Source organism: Oceanobacillus sp. FSL K6-3682 (assembly GCF_037976165.1).
Classification (GTDB): Bacteria; Bacillota; Bacilli; order Bacillales; family Amphibacillaceae; genus Oceanobacillus; species Oceanobacillus sojae.
The window spans coordinates 1-22,891 of record NZ_CP150263.1 but is presented as its reverse complement, the minus strand read 5'-3'; the positions used below and the strand labels follow the sequence as shown (position 1 = coordinate 22,891).

Here is a 22,891-nt window from a genome sequence, read left to right as displayed (position 1 = left end):
ACTTTCGTTGTTTGTGAAGAATTTCACTTGTTTTATATTTCAAAAGCGTTATAATGAAATTAAGATAATGTGAAATATTTCACATGTTGAATTATTAAGAGGAGGGGTTTTGCTATGAAAGTAGCAGATGAAATGGTGAAAAGAGTTCCTTGGGATGGTTTCCTTGATGGTAATTGGCAGAAAGAAATCGATGTGCGTGATTTTATATCACAGAATTATAGCTTATATGAAGGAAACGAATCCTTCCTGGCAGGACCGACTCAGGCAACTAAAGATTTGTGGGACCAAGTCATGCAATTAACCAAAGAGGAACGGGAAAATGGCGGCGTTTATGATTTAGATACAAAGATCGTATCAACGATTACTTCCCATAATGCAGGCTATCTGAATAAGCCACTTGAAAAAATAGTCGGTGTTCAGACTGATGAGCCTTTCAAACGTGCTTTAATGCCATTTGGAGGTATCCGTATGGCAGTAGCTGCTGCAGAATCCTATGGATATAAGGTGGATGATGAAGTTGTTCATACCTTTACGGAACATCGTAAAACGCATAACCAGGGAGTCTTTGACGCCTATACACCCGAAATCTTAAAAGCAAGAAAAGCAGGAATTATCACCGGTCTCCCGGATGCATATGGTCGCGGGCGTATTATTGGAGATTACCGCAGAGTTGCCTTATATGGTGTTGATCGTTTAATCGAAGAAAAGAAAAAAGATCTTAGCCTGATCGGTAATGGAACAATGACAGAGGATATTATCCGTGACCGCGAAGAAACTTCTGAACAAATTCGTTCACTGCAGGACTTGAAAAAACTCGGAGAAAAATATGAATTTGACCTTTCAAAGCCTGCAGCAACTGCTCAGGAAGCCTTCCAATGGCTCTATTTAGCATATTTAGCTGCAATTAAAGAACAAAACGGTGCAGCAATGAGCCTTGGCCGTGTTTCTACATTCTTAGATATTTATATAGATAGAGATATTAAAAATGGGGTTATGACAGAGGAAGAAGCACAAGAACTTGTCGATCATTTTGTGATGAAGCTGCGTCTCGTTAAATTCGCAAGAACACCAGATTACAACGAATTATTCAGCGGAGACCCAACTTGGGTAACAGAATCATTGGCAGGGATAGCAGAAGATGGACGTCCACTTGTAACAAAGAGTTCCTACCGTTTTCTGCATACGCTAGATAATTTAGGACCAGCACCTGAACCAAACTTAACAGTTCTATGGTCAAAAAAATTGCCTGAAAACTATAAAAAATATTGTGCTAAAATGTCCATTAAAACAAGCTCCATTCAATATGAAAATGACGATATCATGCGTCCGATTTACGGAGATGATTATGGGATTGCCTGCTGTGTATCTGCCATGCGCATCGGTAAACAAATGCAATTCTTCGGTGCCCGGGCCAACTTAGCGAAAGCACTTCTTTATGCAATCAATGGCGGGGTCGATGAAAATCTGAAAATGCAGGTAGCTCCAAACTATGCACCAATTACGTCAGAATATCTGGATTATGACGAGGTGATAGAAAAATATGATACACTCTTAGACTGGTTATCCGGGTTATATGTCAACGCATTAAACGTTATCCATTATATGCATGACAAATACAGCTATGAACGTCTGGAAATGGCACTGCATGACCGTGAAGTATTACGGACAATGGCCTGCGGTGTTGCAGGATTGTCTGTGATTGCCGACTCCTTAAGTGCCATTAAATATGCCAAAGTAAAAACTATTCGCGATGAAGATGGCCTTGTCGTTGATTACGAAATTGAAGGAGATTATCCTAAGTACGGTAATAATGATGAACGCGTCGATGAGATTGCAGTCAATTTAGTGAAGAACTTTATGAATAAAATTAAAAAACATCATATGTATCGCAATGCTGTACCAACGCAGTCTATTCTGACTATTACTTCCAATGTTGTTTACGGGAAGAAAACAGGAAATACACCAGATGGACGAAAAGCAGGAGAACCTTTTGCACCAGGAGCAAATCCATTACATGGCCGCGATAAAAACGGCTCCTTAGCTTCTTTAAGCTCTGTTGCAAAATTGCCATATAAGTATGCGATGGATGGTATCTCCAACACATTCTCCATCGTACCGAAAGCATTAGGTAAAGATGAAGAAACAAGAACAACAAACTTAGCCGGCATTCTTGACGGTTACGCAGAAAAACAGGGGCATCATCTAAACATCAATGTATTTGACCGTGAAACCTTATTAGATGCGATGGAGCACCCGGAAGAATATCCGCAGCTGACCATTCGTGTCTCCGGATATGCGGTAAACTTTATTAAACTGACAAGAGAGCAACAAATTGATGTGATAAATCGGACCTTCCATGAAAGCCTGTAAGGTCCTGTAAGAAAATGATTATCAAGCGCTCATAAAATTATCAGAGCGCTTGATGAAGAATTATTTTAAGCAATAAAGCGGGGAGGAAGAGTATCATGAAAGAAGGAAGAATTCACTCAATCGAAACGTGTGGAACGGTAGATGGGCCGGGGCTGCGGTACGTTATATTTACCCAGGGCTGCCTATTACGCTGCAAATTTTGTCACAATCCCGATACTTGGAAAATGGGGGCAGGAAAGAAAATGTCTGTACAAGAGCTTGTAAAAGACATTAAGGATTATCTTCCATTTTTCCAGGCTACGAATGGAGGAGTGACTGTAAGCGGCGGAGAGCCTTTGCTTCAGGTTGAATTTTTACTCGAACTATTTACCGAACTGAAAAAATTAGGCGTACACACAACCATTGATACTTCTGCCGGGTGCTTTAACCGCTCTCCTCACTTTATAGAGAATTTAGATAAAGTACTAGAATTAACCGATTTAGTATTATTAGATTTAAAGCATATTAATTCTGTAGAGCACAAAGAACTCACAGGTCTTTCAAATGAACACATTCTGGATATGGCCAATTATTTAGACCAAAAAAACGTTCCCGTCTGGATCCGGCACGTACTGGTACCTGGCGGCAGTGATAACGATGAATACTTGCAAGAACTATCAGACTTTATTGCTACATTAAATAATGTCGAAAAAATAGAAGTCTTGCCTTATCATAAATTAGGTGTTTATAAATGGGAAAATCTTGGATTAGATTATCCGCTCGAGGGTGTGGAGCCACCGACAGAGGATCGCGTGAAAAATGCGGAGGATATTTTGAATCGGGTGAAAGTGATATAGCAGCGGGAACTTCCTTGCTCGATATTGCTCTTTATATAGATGAAAGGAGCCGTTCACAAAAAAAGCGGCTCCTTTCACTATATATTTTTTTATAAATCAATACCTTATCGATGCTGCAGCCAAAAAAATTGCTAAAATAGAAATTAATCTTTTAAGAAATAAATTTCTATCTCTAAATCCTCTCCTGCCGCGTTTCCCTCGTTATCTAGTGGTGCATCCATCAGCAGGGTTGCTTGTTCAACTTCTTGTGCAGTGGATTCTTCTAAAATAAATGGGAATTGACGTAGGAAAGGTGCTCCTTCTTGACTACGGGTACATTTTAACATTTCCATCTCTCTTTCATCATTAGCTTCTTTATATCTTATAAAATTCGCCTATAGTATGTAAGCGTGTTGGATGTTCTGTAATTAGATCAGACTCTTCTTTCTTTTCACTGCAACTTACCAGAATAAACGGTATAGAAAAAATACAAAATAGTAAAGGTAAAAATCGCATAAAATGTCTCCTTTCTAAATTATTTATAGTTAATAACGCAATAAAATTTAAAACGCCATCCTTCTAAACTCTTGTTATAAGACAAACAAGAAAACGAAAAATGACGTTTAATGGTTTATTTAAATTTTAAGTACAAACCTTTTCCAAAAATAATGCAACTGGAAATCTCCGATGTTTCCAGTTGCTTTTTCACACACACACTATTACTTACGCCCCAGGCAGGATTCGAACCTGCGGCACACGGTTTAGGAAACCGATGCTCTATCCCCTGAGCTACTGGGGCTATTGGTATAATCAAGCGATTGTATTCGCCTAATTATATTTCATTGTCCGCCCTTCAAAAAATAAACGAACAATCGTATTATACTAAACCTTATCTATTTTGAAAAGCAGGTTGTTTCGTTCATTTACCTGCTTTCTGTAAACTTGTGCGATAAGGGATAGACAGGACATGAAGAATCATTAATAAACAGCCTACCAGAATAATTCCGGCAGAAGAAAGTTTTAATAGAATTGCCAGCCCTAAAAAAATGGGAATTGCTAATAAAGGGAGCCAGCCGCCTTTTTTACTTGCATCATAAAAATTTTCTTTACCGCAATGCGGACAGATCATTTTAATCTTAAATACCTGTTTAAAGGTCTGCCCATAACTCCATCTCTTCCCGCAATAGCTGCAGTCCGGTGTATGCATATACTTCCCCTCTTCTCTTCAAAGTTATTTCTGTGCATTTGTTATTTCGATAGAACGCTCTCTCGCTCCATTTACACATGCTTTAACAGCCTTATCAAATTCATTCGCCATTAACTGATTTAAGCCAGCCTCTGTTGTTCCGGACGGACTGGTAATATTAATGCGCAGCTGTTCTGGATTTTCTCCGGATGATTCAAGCATTTTCCCTGCACCAATAACGGTCTGTGTTAACAATTCTAATGCTGTCTCCTGGTCCAGTCCTGCCTCTACCGCTGCCTTCTCCATTGATTCTACCATATAATAGAAAAACGCCGGACCGCTTCCAGCAATAGCTGTAATTGTGTGCATATCCCTCTCATCGACAATTTTTGTTGTGCCTACTGTCTGGAAAAGCTCTTCTGCCAGATAAAGCTGACTAAGCTGGACGTAAGATCCCTTGGAAATAGCAGTAGCTGACTGGCCGATTAATGCAGATGTATTTGGCATCGTCCGAATAACAGGAATACCTTCTCCAAGCATTTTTTCCATCTGTTCGATGGATAACCCTGCGATCACAGAAATAACCACGTGATGCGGCTTTATATGATCTTTAAGCCAATTTAAATAGTTACCCGCATCCTTAGGCTTCATAGCCAAAATAATAATATTTGCTTCCTGAATCATTTCTTCCTTATTCCGATTACATTGCACCCCATATTTTTCGGAAAGTAAATCTAGACGTGTATTATCACTGCGATTGGTAACAAGTACCTGTTCATTAGAAACAATATTGCTTCTCGTTATTCCGGCAATAATCGCCTCTGCTAAATTTCCTGCTCCAAAAAATGCAATTGTCTTATCCATGTATTTTCCTCCTGTAGTTATCTTGATTCATTTGATATATATCATCTGTACCTTGCTGACAATAAAAAAACTGATTACACATCCTATATAAAGGACGGAATCAGTATTATTTCCGCGGTACCACCTTTTTTGATAAAAGCTTATCCACTCTCTTTGATAATGCAGCATGCTGCAGTCAGCATCCGCCAACTTACTCACGGATAGGTTCATAAAGGCATTTACAGAAATCTCACAGCCACAGGATTTCCTCTCTTTCGTAAATGCACATAAATTACTGGTCCGTTCAACGTATTTTTTATTATGTTGAATTGTACTATAAGGGCTTGTCACGCTTTTGTCAAGAGTACATCTGCAAGGACAAAATAAGACACCTTATAATCTGATATAAAAAACAATTTTTGCTATACTTATATTGTATCTGAATGAAAGCCAGAAAGGAATTTTATCAATGGATGAATCAAAACAAATAAACCAGTTAACAGCTGTACGAAAAGAACTTACACGTTTTATGCTCAGCTACAAATTTGGACTGGATGAAATAAATACAAAGCTTAACATCCTTCAGGAAGAATTTGAGCATATTCATGATTACAATCCGATTGAACATTTAAAATCACGCATTAAATCACCTGAAAGTATTTTACAAAAATGCCAGCGCAAAAATATTCCAATTACGCAAGGGTCGATTAAGAACTATATCAAGGATATTGCAGGGATCCGTATTGTCTGCTCCTTTATCTCTGATATTTATAAAATCAGTGAAATGATACAAGGTCAGCAGGATATAAAAGTTATTGAAATAAAAGATTATATTAAGAATCCAAAACCAAATGGATACAAAAGCCTTCATTTGATTTTATCGATTCCTGTCTTTTTCTCTGACCGTCAGGAAGAGGTATTTATCGAAATACAGATTCGCACTGTTGCCATGGATTTCTGGGCGAGCTTAGAGCATAAAATTTATTATAAATATGATGGAGAAGTACCGGAACACCTGGTGGCAGAATTAACAACCAGCGCAAATATTGCAAATCAGCTAGATGAGAAGATGGAGTTTCTTCATTCGGAAATGAACGAGGCTAAAGAAGATAAACATGCAGAGAGCAAGCTCAACTTTCTGCCGCTGGATAACAAACGCTTTCCGCTGCCAAAGCAGTTATTGGAATCATTGATGGAGAGAAGAGATAAAGAGTAAATCTATGTAGGAATATATCAGAAAACCCGCAGCTCGAAAGCCACGGGTTTTTATTTATCATTATTTATTTTTGTTATAAATGGAGGAGGTAGAGGGATTCGAACCCCCGCGCGGTTTGACCCGCCTGTCGGTTTTCAAGACCGATCCCTTCAGCCAGACTTGGGTATACCTCCGTGAACACAAAAACTACTATACCACCCACCAATATTACTTGTCAACATTTTTCAAAAAAAAAGTGAAAGTCACTCCGAAATTAGAGTGTCTTTCACTTGAATATTACTTGCCAATCACTTCTACGCCGCCCATATAGGCACGTAGTACTTCCGGTACAACAACACTTCCATCTTCCTGTTGATAATTCTCTAAAATTGCTGCTACTGTACGTCCTAATGCAAGACCAGAACCATTTAAAGTATGAACAAATTCAGGTTTCCCGTTTGCTTCACGGCGGAATCTGATACCGGCACGGCGCGCCTGGAAATCTTCAAAATTAGAGCAGGAAGAGATCTCACGATACGTATCCTGGCTTGGGATCCATACTTCAATATCGTATTTTTTCGCTGCTGTAAAGCCTAAATCACCTGTACACATACTCATTACGCGGTAAGGTAATTCTAACAGCTGTAACACCTTCTCTGCTTCACCAGTCAGCTTTTCTAATGTTTCATAAGAATCTTCCGGTTTTACAAAATTCACGAGCTCGACTTTATTAAATTGATGCTGACGGATTAAACCGCGTGTATCTCTTCCGGCAGAACCTGCTTCAGAACGGAAGCTGGCACTGAATGCGACATATTTTTTCGGCAGATCATCTACTGTTAAAATTTCATCACGATGATAGTTCGTTACAGGAACTTCAGCTGTCGGTACCAGAAAATAATCCCAGCCCTCCAGCTTAAATGCGTCCTCCTCAAACTTAGGAAGCTGTCCGGTGCCGGTCATGCTCATCCGGTTCACAATATATGGAGGAAGCATTTCCTGATATCCATGCTTATCCGCATGCAGATCCATCATAAAGTTCAATAATGCACGCTCTAATCTCGCTCCTAACCCTTTATAGAAAACAAAACGGCTTCCTGTTACCTTTGCAGCGCGCTCAAAGTCTAAAATATCTAAATTTGTAGCAACATCCCAGTGCGGCTGTGCTTCAAATGAAAATTCTGGAACAGTGCCCCATTTACGTGCTTCTACGTTATCATCTTCATCTTCTCCGACAGGAACGCTCGCATGCGGCAGATTAGGAATAGAAAGCATGATCTGGTCTAAGGTTTCTTCAATTTCTTTTAATTCTTTATCAAGCTTAGATATTTCATCTCCAACTTCACGCATGGAAGCAATAGCTGCTTCAGCATCCTTCTTTTCACGCTTTAGAACAGAAATCTCCTTAGACACTTCATTACGCTTTGCCTTTAACTGTTCCGTCTCTGCGATTAATTCACGTCTTCTTACATCCAGCTCACCAAATTTATCTAATTCACTGAGATCTTCTCCACGGTGCGCGAGCCTTCTCTTTACCTCATCAAAGTTATTTCGTACATACTTCATATCTAACATCATTGTTACCTCCTTGTATATTTGACTTCCTCTTTAAACCATTAAAAAACTCCCGTCCCTTATATAGAAAGGGACGAGAGTATATTTCCCGCGTTGCCACCCTAGTTAAAGAATCCAAATGGACTCTTTCGGCTTTGTATACGAATAACGTCGTATCTCCGTGCTTACTTACAATGACTGACTCACTTCGATAAGCATGCTCCAGGATGGATTCACTGTATTCTAACGCTAATTTACACCAGCCATTAGCTCTCTACAGATAGAAAAACAGCTACTAGTTCCTATCAACACATTATGTTTTTTTTGAATTATTGTATATCATAAGCTATTTCATATCAGGTTGCAAGGTTTCTGGAGAAATTAATTAAAAAAGTCCTTTAACCCAGTTGTATGCTCCCTGGAACATATTTACGAAGAAATCACCTATAGATTGTAAAGTGAGCATAAACCAATTAGCCTTTTCAACAGAGTCCATAGCAACTAATTCGTAACTTTCCTGGCTTGCTTCATCTGAAATATAGCCATAATCTTCTTCTTCCCCATCATAGACAACGTTAACTGTTCCAATTACTTCATCCGCTTCTATTGGAGCTTCCAGCTCACCGTTACTATTTAATTTATCTTCATCTAACGTATATTCTAAATGATAAAGCTCTTCCTCACCTGATTTCACAGGAACCTGAATAGCATTATTAATACCAATATTTACTTCTTTGTCTTTTCCTTTTGCGACAGGAATTGTTTCTTCGCCTTCTTCTTGATATCCTGCAGGAAACAATTCTTTTGTTTCAAACTGGTCAAATCCATAATCTAACAGCTTTGCCGTTTCTTCAAAGCGTTTTTCCATACTCGGTGTTTTCATAACAACCGTGATAAGCCGTTTTCCATCACGTTCTGCTGTTCCTGTAAAAGCATAACCGGCAAGATCAGTATGACCTGTTTTCAAGCCGTCTACACCTTCATAATAGTATTGTTCTAAGTTCACTGAATCATGATCGAGCATGTAATTCCAGTTGTCAATTTCCTGTCCATCAAATTCTGTACTCGGTATACTTGATATTTCCAAAGCTTCCGGGTAGTCATTCACCAAAGCTGTCGCCAGAATTGCAGCTGCACGGGATGATAATAAGTTTGTATCATTAGGGCTGGTCCCTTCAGGATAATTATCTCCTAAACTCTCGTTATCTAATCCCGTTGAATTGACAAATTTATATTCCTGAAGACCTAATTCTTCGCCCTTCTCATTCATCAATTTAACAAATTCACTTTCAGATCCTGCAATTAATTCAGCCAATGCAATGGATGTAGCATTATCTGAGTTGATTGCCATTGCTTCATATAATTCTTTTACTGTATAGTCTTTTTGCTGTGTTAATCCAACACCTGAAAAATCGCCATTTGCGGATATACTATATGCATAATCACTAATCTGTGTTGTTGTATCCCAAGAAATATCCCCATTTTCAATTGCTTCCCAAACAAGATATTCTGTCATTATTTTCGTCATGCTAGCAGGAGGCAATGCCACGTCCGGGTCTTTCGCATATAAAATTTTACCCGTTTCTGCATCCACTAAAATAACCGATTCTGCCTCTAATTCTAATTCATCTGCATAAACAGACATGGCTGGTGTTCCTAAAGATGTTAAGACAAGCGCTGCTGCAGCCACCAAAAGAAATAATTTATTCATAGACTTTCTCACATTTCCGTACCTCCGTTTAATAATATAGCTTGTTTACATAAAACGAAACTTCATTCAGTGACATTTTTTTCGCTCTTTTTCCACTAAATAGGGCTTGTAAATTACCTGTTTCACCCAAAAGCGCAGCACTGTGATAAGTTCTATGTATTCTGCTAAGCACGCTTCACATTTTACCATAAAAATTCATAAAAAAATAGATAGAGCAACATCCTCTATCTATTTTTTTTACGACCGTATGACACAAATTTGTCATCATATAAAATTCATTTCATTACTGCACAAAATAGTTTGGAGCTTCTTTCGTAATTTGTACATCATGTGGATGACTTTCCTTTAATCCGGCACCTGTAATGCGGATAAATCGAGAGTCATTTCTTAGGCTCTCTAATGTTTTTGTACCACAATAACCCATACCAGAGCGCAGACCGCCTGCCAGCTGATGGAAGGTATCTCCAAGTGATCCTTTATAAGCAATACGTCCTTCAATACCTTCTGGCACGAGTTTCTTATTCTCTGAATCACTTTGGAAATAACGATCTTTGGATCCCGCCTGCATCGCTCCGACAGATCCCATACCACGATATACTTTATATTGGCGTCCCTGGAAAATTTCTGTTTCCCCCGGACTTTCCGATGTCCCTGCAAAAATACTTCCCAGCATTACTGCATGTGCACCTGCTGCTAAAGCTTTTACAATGTCACCAGAGTATTTAATGCCGCCGTCTGCAATGACAGGAACACCATACTCCTTTGCTGCCCGGGCACAATCATAAACAGCGGTGATTTGCGGTACACCAACACCTGCAACAACACGAGTTGTACAGATTGATCCTGGTCCAATACCTACTTTTACAACAGAAGCTCCTGCTTCAATTAAAGCCCTTGTCCCATCTTCTGTTGCTACGTTTCCTGCAATAATCGCTAAATCGGGATAGGCCTCACGGATATATTTTAATTGATCAAGAACACCTTTAGAGTGGCCATGTGCAGTATCAATAACAATGCCATCTACTCCAGCATCAACTAATTTTTCAATCCGCTTCATCGCATCGCCAGTAACACCGACAGCAGCCGCTACAATTAACCGTCCTTGTGAATCCTTTGCTGCATTCGGAAATTCAATGACCTTTTCAATATCTTTAATCGTAATCAGCCCTTTTAGAATCCCTTGATCGTCAACGAGAGGCAGCTTTTCAATTTTATATTTCTGCAGAAGCTTTTCTGCTTCATCCAATGTTGTGCCAACTGGCGCTGTTACCAATTCCTCAGTTGTCATCACTTCTGAAATCAGAATTGAATAATCCTCAATAAAGCGTAAATCACGATTGGTTAAAATACCGACAAGCTTTTGTTCCTCAATATTATTAACAATTGGAACTCCTGAAATGCGGTATTTCCCCATTAAATGCTCCGCATCGTATACCTGATGCTCAGGAGTCAAGAAGAAAGGGTTCGTGATAACTCCACTTTCAGAGCGTTTTACACGGTCTACTTCCTCTGCCTGCTGTTCAATAGACATATTCTTATGAATAACACCAAATCCGCCCTGTCTTGCCATAGCAATTGCCATTTCTGCTTCTGTTACTGTATCCATTCCGGCACTGATAAAAGGTGATTTCAACTTTAAGTTTGATGTTAAATCAACACTTAAATCCACCTGATTTGGTAAAACCTCTGATTCAGCCGGAACAAGTAGTACATCATCAAACGTTAAACCTTCTTTTGCAAATTTGTCTTCTCTCATTGCTAGCTCATCCTCCAATCATTGAATTTACAACATAGTTTCACTTCATTTTGCAGATGCTATACAGTTTTCAAGGTATATCTTCATACGATATCGGAGAAACTGCTTAAAAAATACCGCCTTTGTGAAAGTAGTAGCAAATATCTATTTTTACTTACATTACTCTATCTTTTAAGCTTTTTCAAGCACCCTACATATAAGTACAAATAGAGGATAGATTCAAAATATTTAAATAGTTATGGAGCTGGAGTGATGATTCCTTATGAAGATATCTACTCGTTTTTAACTGCAGAAGAAAATGCGCAAAAATATTTAGAAAAAAGTTATCAATCTCAGGATGATACGAAAACAAAAAGCTATCAAAATAGTTCCGCGTTTATACACTATATAAATAATGGAATCAGTTTTATGGAATCCAGCCAAAGCAGCAATATTCTGGTTCAGCCTGTTTTGTCTTTTTATGGGATGATGCATCTTTTAAAAGGCTGGCTGTTAACAAAACGCCCTGATTATCCTGAAACAACAGCTGTACTTGCACACGGTTTGACAGCCCGGAAAAGAAAACGCAAAGATTATCGTTTTATTGAGGATGAAGTCAAAATTCAACAGCAGGGTTTATTTCCATATGTCAGCCGTTATTTATTTTCTCACCATCCTTTCCCTTTAAATCGTGTTTCGATGCAGCAGCTGCTGCGTTCTATTCCAGAATTAAGTACTATCTGGAATTTTAACAAAGAAAATCCTATGGTTATTATTGGAAAAACAGGAAGTAAACAGCTTTACTTTCCAGACAGTATTTTAGATGGATTTCATTTAAAAGAAGCTACATTTGTAGAGCGAATTCGTCCCTTTCTTCCCCCAATCGAGGATATTCAGCAGAAAGAAGGAGGATTACAGCTTTATCTGACAGGATCCGTCACAGATTGGAATGGACCTTTCCGTTATCATCTGTATAATGAATGTATTTATTTTCCGGCAGCAAGAGCAGATTATTTCCCTTATTCTGAGATCCTGGTGCATTATCTGCTTCTATTTAATTTAAGCATGATTTGCAGGTATGAAACAGAATGGTGGGGAGAGCTTATCCAAATGAAGACAGATCGGGAATATCCGCTGATTCAACAATTTTTAAAAATAACACAGCAAAAAACACCAGCCCTTATCAGCCAGTGTTTATTGCAAAATTTTCAGGGTGAAACTAAATAAAAAATCAGCCGCCAAGCTGTATTTCCCATAGCCAGGCAGCTGTTTTTCTTAATATTATCATTGGATAACAATACGAACTAAAAAATCTTATCTGTTACTCGTTGTTATCATCCGCTTCGTTATTCTTCTCAGACACTTCCGTTTGCTCAGCTTGTTCTGCTTCTTCTTCCACTACCTCTTCTTCTTTCTCAATTCGGGCTACAGTTGCAACTTCTTCATCATCCTGCAGACGAATCAAGTGCACTCCTTTAGTATTTCTGCCAGTTTGAGAAATATCGGATACTTGAATACGAATAAGCACACCGCCAACAGTGATAACCATTAAATCTTCATCACCATGGATAGCCTTCACAGCAACAACATGTCCTGTTTTTTCATCAAGCTTACAGGTAAATACACCTTTACCGCCACGGTTAATACGGCGATATTCATCTTCTGGTGTCTGCTTTCCAAATCCTTTACTTGTTACATGGAGAATTTTAGAACCTTCTTCCATGATTTCCATCGAAACTACTTCATCGTCCTCGCGCAGGGAAATTCCTTTTACTCCTGCTGCTGTTCTTCCCATTGGACGCATCTGCTCTTCCTCAAAACGGATTAAATAGCCATTTTTCGTAGCAATCATAATTTCTTTTTCGCCATCGGTCATACGGACAGAAATTAATTCGTCCTCTTCCCGCAGATTTACAGCAATGAGGCCGCCTTTGCGGATATTTTTAAATTTTTCAAGGGAGGTACGTTTCGCAACCCCATACTTCGTTGTAAAGAACAAGAAGTGGTCTTCATCAAACTCAGATACAGAAATAACTGCATTGACCCATTCCCCTTTTTCCACCTGAAGCAAATTAATGATTGGGATTCCTTTGGCAGTACGGCTAAACTCAGGAACTTCGTATCCTTTGGTTTTATAAACCTTCCCTTTGTTCGTAAAGAATAGAACTGTATCATGTGTTGAAGTTGATACAAGATGCTCTACAAAGTCATCCTCGTTCGTGCCCATTCCCTGGATACCACGGCCGCCGCGGCGCTGTGTACGGTACGTAGACGCCGGTAATCGTTTAATATAACCCTGATGTGTCAGCGTGATAACAATATTTTCTTCCGGGATAAGATCTTCATCCTCAAAGAAACCTGCTCCGCCGGCAACAATTTCTGTACGGCGGTCATCACGGAACTTCTCTTTGATTTCAATCAGCTCTTCACGAATGATTTCTAATACTTTTTCTTCGTCAGCTAAAATTGCTTTTAATTCAGCAATTAATGCCTGCAGCTCTTTATATTCTTCTTCAATCTTTTCACGTTCCAAGCCTGTTAAACGCTGCAGACGCATATCAAGAATTGCCTGAGCTTGTTTTTCAGACAGTTGGAAACGTTCGATTAAGCCTTCTCTTGCTATATCGGCCGTTTTGGAGTTACGGATTAAGGAAATAACCTCATCCAAGTGATCAAGTGCAATACGCAAGCCTTCTAAAATATGTGCGCGTGCTTCTGCTTTATTTAACTCAAAAGCTGTACGGCGCTTGATAATTTCTTTTTGATGCTCTAAATAATATTCTAAGCATTGTTTAATAGTTAATACTTTTGGACGCCCGTCAACAAGGGCAAGCATATTAATACCAAAAGTTGTCTGCAAAGAAGTATGCTTATATAAATTATTCAATACAACATTCGCATTTGCATCTCTTCTGAGCTCGATTACAATCCTCATCCCATTACGGTCAGATTCATCACGAAGATCTGTGATACCATCAATTTTTTTATCACGGACAAGTTCAGCTATTTTCTCAATAAGCTTAGCTTTGTTCACCTGATAAGGAAGCTCTGTCACAATAATTGTTTCTTTATCATTTTTCCCCTGCTCAATATTGCTTTTTGCACGGATCGTAATAGATCCTTTTCCTGTTTCATAGGCTTTGCGGATACCGCTTCTTCCTAAGATTTGACCAGCTGTAGGGAAGTCTGGACCTGGAAGATAGCTTTCCATAATTTCATCTACTGTTATATCCGGATTTTTACTTACTGCAAGTACAGCATCAATTGTTTCTCCCAAATGATGCGGCGGAATATTCGTTGCCATCCCGACAGCAATCCCTGATGTTCCATTAACAAGTAAATTAGGGAATCGAGCCGGGAACACGATTGGTTCACGTTCAGCGCCGTCATAGTTATCCTGATAGTCAATTGTGTCTTTATTAATGTCACGAAGAAGCTCCATGGAAATCTTAGACATACGTGCTTCTGTATAACGCATTGCCGCTGCCGAATCACCATCGACAGAACCGAAGTTCCCATGCCCGTCCACGAGCATATATCGATAACTGAAATCCTGCGCCATTCTTACCATTGTTTCATAAACAGCCGAATCACCATGTGGATGGTACTTACCAATAACCTCTCCAACAATACGTGCCGATTTTTTAAATGCTTTGTCAGAGTGCATTCCCAGATCATTCATTGCATAAAGAATACGGCGATGTACGGGCTTCATTCCATCTCGGACATCTGGTAATGCCCTTGCTACAATTACGCTCATCGCATAATCCAAGAAGGATGTGCGCATCTCTTTACTTATATTTATTTCCTGGACACTCGGACGATTTTCCTCTGCCATAGTCTAATAACCTCCCAATCACTATTATTTCAGTGATTTCCTCGAATCTTTCCATTGGATAAGCTGGATTATAATATTTGAGCTTTTTGAATATACATGGAGTCTAAGAATAGCCTTTAGAATGGCCGCTCCAGAAATACACTACGCTTTCCTGTGGGCTTGCGCTCAGCCTCCTCGAAAAAGAAGACCGCTTTTTCTGCGGGGTCTTCCCCCTGGGACTGCGATTACTCGCCCCACCGAAGACATTTGCGCTTTCCCACGGGAGTCTACGTGTATTTCTTCCGCTAGTTGTAGAGTACTATCACTATTCATTCTTATTAATAAAGAAAACGGAAGCATGTATATTAATAATTAAACTTATATAACTATTATATTTTTAACACCTGACACAAAGGAATAGAGATTTTCTATCCGCTTAATTGCCTTTATCAAAATGATGTAACACTTAAATATCTAAGTTTTGTACGTACTGGGCGTTTTCTTCGATAAAGTTGCGTCGTGGTTCTACTTTATCGCCCATTAACATATCAAAAACCTGGTCTGCATCAATTGCGTCGTTAAGCTCAACCTGCAGCAGTGTACGTGAGTCTGGGTTCATTGTTGTATCCCAAAGCTGGTCCGCGTTCATTTCTCCCAGTCCTTTATAGCGCTGAATACCTGGTTTTGGTGCTTTTGGAAGCTCAGCAAGGAGTGCATCCAGACCTTTATCGGAATAAACATAATGGACCGCTTTGCCCTGCTTGATTTGATAAAGCGGCGGCTGTGCAATATAAATATAGCCATGCTCAATTAATGGACGCATATATCGGTAGAAAAATGTTAATAATAACGTTCTGATATGAGCTCCATCCACATCAGCATCTGTCATAATAACAACCTTATGATAGCGTGCCTTAGATATATCAAAATCTTCAGCAATACCAGTTCCTAACGCCGTAATCATGGCACGTACTTCATTATTTGATAAAATTCGATCCAGACGTGCTTTTTCGACATTTAAGATTTTCCCTCGTAAAGGAAGAATTGCCTGGTAGTGACGGTCTCTTCCTGATTTTGCAGAACCGCCGGCAGAGTCACCCTCTACAATGTACAGCTCACTTTTTGATGCGTCTTTTGAAGAACAATCAGCTAATTTTCCTGGCAGACTTGTTACATCGAGCGCACTTTTACGACGTGTCAGCTCTCTTGCTTTTTTAGCAGCCAAACGTGCTCTGGACGCCATTAACCCTTTTTCAACAATAATTTTAGCAATCGTTGGATTTTCATAAAGAAATTTAGAGAAGGTCTCTGAAAATACGCCATCTGTAATTGCACGTACTTCGCTGTTTCCCAGCTTTGTTTTCGTCTGCCCTTCAAATTGTGGATCTGGATGCTTCACGGAAACAATTGCTGTCAAACCTTCCCGGACGTCCTCTCCAGACAGGTTCGATTCATTATCTTTCAATAAGCTGTTCTTTTTCGCATAATCATTGATTGCACGCGTCAACCCTGAACGGAAACCAACTTCATGTGTTCCGCCCTCATAGGTATGAATATTATTAGCAAAAGAATATAAGCTGGTTGCAAACCCATCGTTATATTGGATAGCAATTTCAACAGCTATTCCCTGATCTTCACCTTCAGCATAGAATGGTTCGTGCAATACTTCTTTATTTTTATTAATGAATTCTACATAAGAACTGATTCCGCCCTCATAATAATACGTTGCCGGCTCTTTCTCCGTACGCTTATCTTCAATGGATATACGCAATCCTTTGTTTAAGAAAGCAAGCTCTCTCAGACGTTGTTCTAATGTTCCATAATCGTACTCGGTAGTTTCTGTGAAAATTTCTGGATCTGGTATAAAGTGTGTTACTGTTCCTGTAATATCTGTATCACCGATAATCTCAATCTCTCCATCAGGAACCCCTTTATGAAAAGAAAGGTAGTGAATTTTTCCATCAAGGTGAACAGTTACCTCTAATTTACTGGAAAGAGCATTTACAACAGACGCACCTACACCATGAAGTCCACCGGAAACTTTATATCCGCCGCCGCCAAATTTACCGCCGGCGTGAAGCACTGTCATAATAACTTCTAAAGCTGGGCGGCCTGTTTTCTTTTGGATACCAACAGGAATTCCCCGGCCATTATCTTTTACAGTAATACTGTTATCTTCTTCGATAATGACTTCAATATGATCACAATAACCTGCCAGTGCTTCATCGATACTGTTATCGACAATCTCCCAAACAAGGTGGTGTAATCCTTTTTCACTGGTGGAACCGATGTACATTCCTGGTCTTTTACGAACGGCTTCAAGACCTTCGAGTACTTGTATCTGGTCAGCATCATAGGCTTGGTTTTCTGTTACTTTGTCTTCCATTGACATCTTCTCACACTCATTTCTATATGAATTACGCTTCATCAATTTATCACGGATAACCGTCTGTAAAACTCCCGCTGAATAAAGTTTCTTTTTATATTTAAAAAGAGAGTATTCTGCATTATTGTGCAGCTGGAATCTCTTGATTTTTTGCTGTTTAGAATATTATTAGATTGTCTGTGCAGAGATAATTATTTATAGAAAAACAGCTTTCTCCGGCTCTAATTTTTTAATAAGCTGATTTACAGATACGGCTGCGCTTTTCAAACTCATTCTTCATAATAATCTTCTAAATTACTGATTGTTGTTAAAATACCTGACCGCTTTCTTAAAGTAGCTACCGATAAGGTACTGAAAAAAATACGATTTTCTGTAATCATAATGGATTTTGCCTTTTTTTCGGGACCGGAAACTCTATCCTTCTGCCTCCATTCCTGTATCATCTGATACATTCCTGATGCATTTGTATATAAATCGTAATCAATTATCGCAATGACCTCCCGGGACCGGATAACATTATCATTGCCAATGTGGATGAACACGATCAATCGCTTCCTTTCTTCGTTTAATCAGACTTCTTCCATTCTTACGCTGCTCATTCACCTTAAAAAAAGCAGCAGATTACGACTCTTTATTATTTGTTGCGATACCTTGATGAACATAAAATAACTCTGCATTTTTCAAAGTTTCATGATGAATACCATCTACATTCGTTGTTGAAACAAATGTCTGTACTTTTCCCTGAATCGTATTTAAAAGGTGAGACTGGCGGTAATCATCCAGTTCACTTAATACATCATCAAGTAAAAGAATCGGATATTCACCCACCTCCTGATAGATCAGTTCTATCTCAGCCAATTTAATGGATAATGCAGTCGTTCTTTGCTGTCCTTGCGAGCCATACGTTTGGACATCTTTGCCATTCACGAAAAAAATAAGGTCATCTCTGTGCGGACCAATCAATGTTGTACCGCGTTCGATTTCTTTTTTACGGACCTCCTTAAAGGAATTTTCATAGTTAGTAGTTATTTTTTCCTTATTTGCGCCTTCTGATACCTTTATTGTCGCATCATATTGAATTTCTAAGTTTTCTAGATTACGACTGATCCCTTCGTGAATAGGTCCTGCCCATTTCCTCAGCAGATCAAGGTAAACAAATCGTCTCTCCAGCAAAAAAGAAGCATGCTCAACCAGTTGGTCGGTCAATACATCCAACATAGTTTCATCAGCACTGCTCTGACGTTGCAGCTGCTTTAATAAATGGTTTCTTTGCTTCAGTATTTTTTGATATTGAGATAAATGGTAGATATAGGTTGGCTGGATTTGACCTAATTCCATATCCATAAAACGACGGCGAATCTGCGGAGCTCCTTTTACAATGGTCAAATCCTCCGGCGCAAACATAACCACATTAACCGCACCAATATAGTCACTTAACCGGTGCTGCTCCAAATGATTTATTTTTGCTTTTTTTCCTTTAGATGAAATGGAGATTTGCAGGGGGATGGACTGATTCCTTTTCGTAATCCTGCCCTCTATTGTAGCATAATCTGAATCCCAGCGTATGAGCTCTTTTTCCCGCATCGTCCGATGAGAACGGGTAAATGAGAGCACATAAATAGCTTCCATCAGATTGGTTTTTCCTTGAGCATTTTCTCCAATGATGACATTAACCTTATCATCAAATGTAATATCCAACGCTTCATAATTGCGGTAATTGGTTAATTTCAATTGTTCAATATGCATTCTTTATTCCTCTTTGAAAATGACAAAGGATCCTATCTCATCTATTTCAAGGACATCTTCCGGATATAATTTTCTTCCGCGGCGATGTTCACGTTCTCCATTTACCACAGCACCTATATCTTGAAGATATGCTTTGACCATTCCACCAGAATCCAAAAAATTAAGCAACTTGACACATTGGCCAAGCGTAATATATTCCGTATCTATTTTTATCTGCTCATGCATGATATCACCAAATACTTTCTATTTGTTTTGTCTGCCTTATAAAAAAGTGAAAACAGACACGTATATTATTTCTTCTATTTTCTATTTTACTAAAAATTGATTAAAAAAGGAAGGAAAGGCCTCAAATAATTACAAAAAGATATGTCTTAGCGTTTTTTAGACTTTTTTAATGGGGGCATTCTTATTTCTCTCTTCTCTTCTTAGAGCGCGTTTTATGTTGTTTTTTAAAAGGGATTGTAAAAAATAAAATAATATAGGGATGGATTTAAATATATCTGTGTTGAAACTGGCCATTTTTCAGTCGTACCCGCTCTAAATTTTGGATTTTAAAGCTGAATACTGCGATTTTCCTAAAAGGCTGTATGCTCGATTATTCTTCAATGGTGCTTTCTGTCCCCGTTAAGTTGATTTCCCTTACCTGCTTTTAAAATTAAATATGTTTTATCTGCTTCTTTTACTCTAAAAAAACTAAAAAGCCCTTTTTTATTAAAAGAGCCTTTTAGTTTACGAAGTATAACTTTTACTTATCCCCTGAATTTGATGCATTTTTTTACGCGTTGTGCGTAAAAAGATAAATATCTCCTAGTATGTTCTTACTGGTAAAATCAGTTGAAGAATAGATTCATTTTCTACTGGACGAATGACAAATGGACGCATAGCTCCAGTAAATTCAATCACTACTTCGTCATATTCAATCGCCTTTAATGCATCGATCATATATTTTGAACTGAAGGATATTTTTAGATTTTCCCCATCAATCTTATCAGCAGTTACTTCTTCTTCTACATTTCCAATTTCCGGAGAATTACTTGAGATCTCAATCAAAGCATTATCATTGCTTGTAAACTTAACAACATTATTTCTTTCTTCTTTTGCCAATAAAGAAGCACGTTCAATTGATCTTAAAAGTGGTGTTGTTTTAATTTGAATAGTAGTTTTACTATGATCTGGAATTAATCTCGAGGTTTCGGGATAATTTCCATCTAATAATCTGGATAAGAAATTCAAATGCTTCGTACGGAAAAGAATCTGGTTGTTCGTTACACTGATTTCCACAGTTTCCTCAGAATCATTTAAAATTTTATATAGTTCGTTCAAGCTTTTTCCAGGTACAACTACCTGTTCAATAGTCACATTTGTACCTGTTACCGGCACATCTCTTTTTGCCAGACGATGGCTGTCTGTTGCAGTAAATACAAGCTTTTGATCTTCTAACTTAATATTTACTCCGGTTAGAATCGGTCTTGTTTCCATCGTAGATACAGCAAAAACAGTTTGCTTAATCATGCTTTTTAATAAATCAATTGGCATTTCAAAGCTGTTTTCTGTTTGCAGCTTAGGAAGCATTGGATATTCATCCGCACTTTGGCCATTTAAATTAAACTCTGATTTCCCTGAAGTAATTTTTACATTAAATTGATCGTCAACTACAATATCAACCTGTGATTCAGGAAGCTTGCGGACAATTTCAGGAAAGTATTTAGCCTGCAACACAATACTTCCTTCTTCAATATTTTCAATATATACTTTGTCTTCATCTTCAGCTGGAATATAAGATTCAATCGAAATATCAGAATCACTACCCGTTAAAGTGACTCCATGTTGCTTCACTTCAATTTTCATTCCAGTTAATATCGGAATAACAGTTCTGGCAGAGATTGCTTTCATTACATCCTGAACACCAGCAATCAATTTATCTCTTTGTATTGTAAAACGCATGTATTTATCCTCCTTGATTTTTAAAGAAAAGCTTTGCAGCAGCTGTTTCTTAATTTCTTTCCTAAATTCATGAAAAAGGGTTCTATATATTTATTAATTATAATATAAAAAACAGTAATAATAGTAATAAGGGCTGTGGTTACTGTGGATAAGTAGAATCAAGTTAAAAATATCAAAGTTTTCCACATGTGTATAACCTGTTTATATGTTGTTCCATCTTTACACAACATACACAGCCGTGCAGCTTATAAGGATTTAAGCTTTTCTTTTAATTCTTCAATATCCCGATCTAATTCTGTATCCGTTTCAAGCAGCTTTGAAATTTTTTCGTGTGCATGAATCACTGTTGTATGGTCTCTCCCGCCAAATTCCTGGCCAATTTTAGGCAAAGAAGCATCCGTCAGCTCTCTTGATAAATACATAGCAATCTGCCTTGGGAATGCAATAGACTTGGTACGCTTTTTAGCAGGAAAATCCTCCAGCCGGATATGATATCTATCCGCTACAACCTCTTGGATAGCTGGAATAGTAATTTCTTTTGGCTTATTACTAGGAATAATATCCTTCAAAGCATTTGCCGCTAAAGAAGCATCGATGTCCTGGTTTACTAATGAAGAGTAAGCAACAACACGAATCAGCGCACCTTCCAGCTCACGGATATTTGTATTAATCTGATTAGCAATATACAGCATGACTTCATTTGGAATATCTAATCCCTCTGCTTTTGCTTTTTTATTTAAAATAGCAATTCTCGTTTCTAAATCAGGAGGTGTAATATCCGTAATCAGTCCCCATTCAAAGCGTGAACGCAAGCGATCCTCTAATGTAGGAATTTCTTTTGGAGGCCGGTCACTGGAAATAATAATTTGCTTACTTTCCTCATGCAGCGCATTAAAAGTATGGAAAAATTCCTCCTGAGTTGATTCTTTTCCAGCAATAAATTGAATATCATCAATAAGAAGGACATCAATATTGCGGTATTTATTGCGGAAATGATTCGATTTGTTATCCATAATGGCATTAATAAATTCATTCGTAAATTTTTCAGAGGTCAGGTAAACCACTTTGGCATTTTTATTATGCTCTCTTACATAATGACCGATTGCATGCATTAAATGTGTTTTCCCTAAACCAACTCCTCCATAAATGAATAATGGATTGTATGCTTTGGCAGGAGCTTCGGCAACAGCTAAAGATGCTGCGTGCGCAAAGCGGTTCCCGGCGCCAATCACAAAAGTATCGAATGTATATTTATCATTCAGCATTGATTTTGGAGAATCTGTCGTTTTAGCGTCAATATTCGGTTTTGGCATTGGTTTTTGATCTGACGGTTCTTCCACAGAATCAGGAATAATAAATTTGGCATTCAGATTAGTACCAGTGATTTCTTCTAAAGTCTGGGTAATTAAATCTGTATACTGTGTTTCCAGCCAATCCTTTGTGAATTCATTTGGAGCGGTGATAACCAATGTATTTTTTTCTAAATGAAGGGCTTTTGTGTTTTTCAGCCAAGTATCAAAGCTCGGTTTACTTAATTTATCCTGGATGGTGTTCAATGTTGCATCCCAAAGTTCTTCAATATTTTCCAA

Annotated in this window: 17 protein-coding genes, 2 tRNA genes and 2 other annotated features; of the genes, 4 read left to right on the top strand and 15 right to left on the bottom strand. The window is 38.4% G+C overall.

All coding sequences use genetic code 11. The annotated features are described in order from the left end of the window. Positions 1-114 precede the first annotated feature (114 nt). Positions 115-2,370, top strand: a complete 2,256-nt coding sequence (gene pflB / locus MHH51_RS00095; RefSeq protein ID WP_339283911.1) for a formate C-acetyltransferase — start codon at positions 115-117, stop codon at positions 2,368-2,370. 95 nt (positions 2,371-2,465) lie between these two features. Continuing rightward, complete coding sequence (pflA, locus tag MHH51_RS00090; protein ID WP_156988829.1) at positions 2,466-3,206, top strand: pyruvate formate-lyase-activating protein; 741 nt, start codon at positions 2,466-2,468, stop codon at positions 3,204-3,206. 143 nt (positions 3,207-3,349) lie between these two features. Here the strand turns inward: pflA and MHH51_RS00085 are convergent, their stop codons facing one another. From MHH51_RS00085 to proC, 4 genes are all read right to left on the bottom strand, one after another. Continuing rightward, on the bottom strand, positions 3,350-3,532 hold the full coding sequence (locus tag MHH51_RS00085; RefSeq protein WP_339283908.1) for a hypothetical protein: 183 nt from the start codon (positions 3,530-3,532) through the stop codon (positions 3,350-3,352). Positions 3,533-3,911: 379 nt separating this feature from the next. After that, positions 3,912-3,984 (bottom strand) — tRNA-Arg (locus MHH51_RS00080). A gap of 120 nt (positions 3,985-4,104) precedes the next feature. Continuing rightward, positions 4,105-4,392, bottom strand: coding sequence for a TIGR04104 family putative zinc finger protein (locus MHH51_RS00075; protein ID WP_147212803.1), 288 nt, complete (start codon positions 4,390-4,392; stop codon positions 4,105-4,107). Between the two features lie 24 nt (positions 4,393-4,416). Next, a complete protein-coding gene (gene proC, locus MHH51_RS00070) occupies positions 4,417-5,235 on the bottom strand; it encodes a pyrroline-5-carboxylate reductase (protein WP_339283906.1) in 819 nt (272 codons plus the stop codon). Between the two features lie 87 nt (positions 5,236-5,322). Next, positions 5,323-5,531: a binding site (T-box leader), on the bottom strand. Between the two features lie 152 nt (positions 5,532-5,683). Between proC and MHH51_RS00065 the strand changes: the two genes are divergently transcribed. Then, positions 5,684-6,430, top strand: a complete 747-nt coding sequence (locus tag MHH51_RS00065; protein WP_147212805.1) for a GTP pyrophosphokinase family protein — start codon at positions 5,684-5,686, stop codon at positions 6,428-6,430. 80 nt (positions 6,431-6,510) lie between these two features. Here MHH51_RS00065 and MHH51_RS00060 read toward each other — a convergent pair. The 4 genes from MHH51_RS00060 to guaB form a co-directional block, all read right to left on the bottom strand. After that, positions 6,511-6,603 (bottom strand) — tRNA-Ser (locus MHH51_RS00060). Between the two features lie 103 nt (positions 6,604-6,706). Next, complete coding sequence (gene serS, locus MHH51_RS00055) at positions 6,707-7,984, bottom strand: serine--tRNA ligase (RefSeq protein ID WP_147212607.1); 1,278 nt, start codon at positions 7,982-7,984, stop codon at positions 6,707-6,709. A 66-nt stretch (positions 7,985-8,050) separates the two neighbouring features. Further along, positions 8,051-8,281 (bottom strand) — a binding site (T-box leader). A 67-nt stretch (positions 8,282-8,348) separates the two neighbouring features. After that, positions 8,349-9,686 (bottom strand): serine hydrolase, encoded by a 1,338-nt coding sequence (locus tag MHH51_RS00050; protein ID WP_147212573.1) that lies wholly within the window; start codon positions 9,684-9,686, stop codon positions 8,349-8,351. A 271-nt stretch (positions 9,687-9,957) separates the two neighbouring features. Next, positions 9,958-11,430, bottom strand: a complete 1,473-nt coding sequence (gene guaB / locus MHH51_RS00045; protein WP_147212574.1) for an IMP dehydrogenase — start codon at positions 11,428-11,430, stop codon at positions 9,958-9,960. 252 nt (positions 11,431-11,682) lie between these two features. Here guaB and MHH51_RS00040 point away from each other — a divergent pair, with 252 nt between their 5' ends. Beyond that, positions 11,683-12,636: a YaaC family protein gene (locus MHH51_RS00040; RefSeq protein WP_339283904.1), complete on the top strand. Its 954-nt coding sequence runs from the start codon at positions 11,683-11,685 to the stop codon at positions 12,634-12,636. 94 nt (positions 12,637-12,730) lie between these two features. On the opposite strand, the gene gyrA is transcribed toward MHH51_RS00040, so the two are convergent. The 7 genes from gyrA to dnaA form a co-directional block, all read right to left on the bottom strand. Continuing rightward, entirely contained in the window at positions 12,731-15,247 is a 2,517-nt protein-coding gene (gene gyrA, locus MHH51_RS00035) for a DNA gyrase subunit A (protein WP_147212576.1), read from the bottom strand. A 445-nt stretch (positions 15,248-15,692) separates the two neighbouring features. Continuing rightward, entirely contained in the window at positions 15,693-17,618 is a 1,926-nt protein-coding gene (gene gyrB / locus MHH51_RS00030) for a DNA topoisomerase (ATP-hydrolyzing) subunit B (protein WP_147212608.1), read from the bottom strand. A 263-nt stretch (positions 17,619-17,881) separates the two neighbouring features. Next, positions 17,882-18,154, bottom strand: coding sequence for a DUF370 domain-containing protein (locus tag MHH51_RS00025; RefSeq protein WP_339283900.1), 273 nt, complete (start codon positions 18,152-18,154; stop codon positions 17,882-17,884). Positions 18,155-18,233: 79 nt separating this feature from the next. Continuing rightward, entirely contained in the window at positions 18,234-19,358 is a 1,125-nt protein-coding gene (gene recF / locus MHH51_RS00020) for a DNA replication/repair protein RecF (RefSeq protein WP_339283898.1), read from the bottom strand. Between the two features lie 3 nt (positions 19,359-19,361). Continuing rightward, complete coding sequence (gene yaaA, locus MHH51_RS00015; protein WP_147212579.1) at positions 19,362-19,583, bottom strand: S4 domain-containing protein YaaA; 222 nt, start codon at positions 19,581-19,583, stop codon at positions 19,362-19,364. A 582-nt stretch (positions 19,584-20,165) separates the two neighbouring features. Beyond that, a complete protein-coding gene (gene dnaN / locus MHH51_RS00010) occupies positions 20,166-21,302 on the bottom strand; it encodes a DNA polymerase III subunit beta (protein WP_339283896.1) in 1,137 nt (378 codons plus the stop codon). 245 nt (positions 21,303-21,547) lie between these two features. Then, the gene (gene dnaA, locus MHH51_RS00005) at positions 21,548-22,891 is read right to left on the bottom strand and encodes a chromosomal replication initiator protein DnaA (RefSeq protein WP_147212581.1); all 1,344 of its coding nucleotides are present in this window, start codon (positions 22,889-22,891) and stop codon (positions 21,548-21,550) included.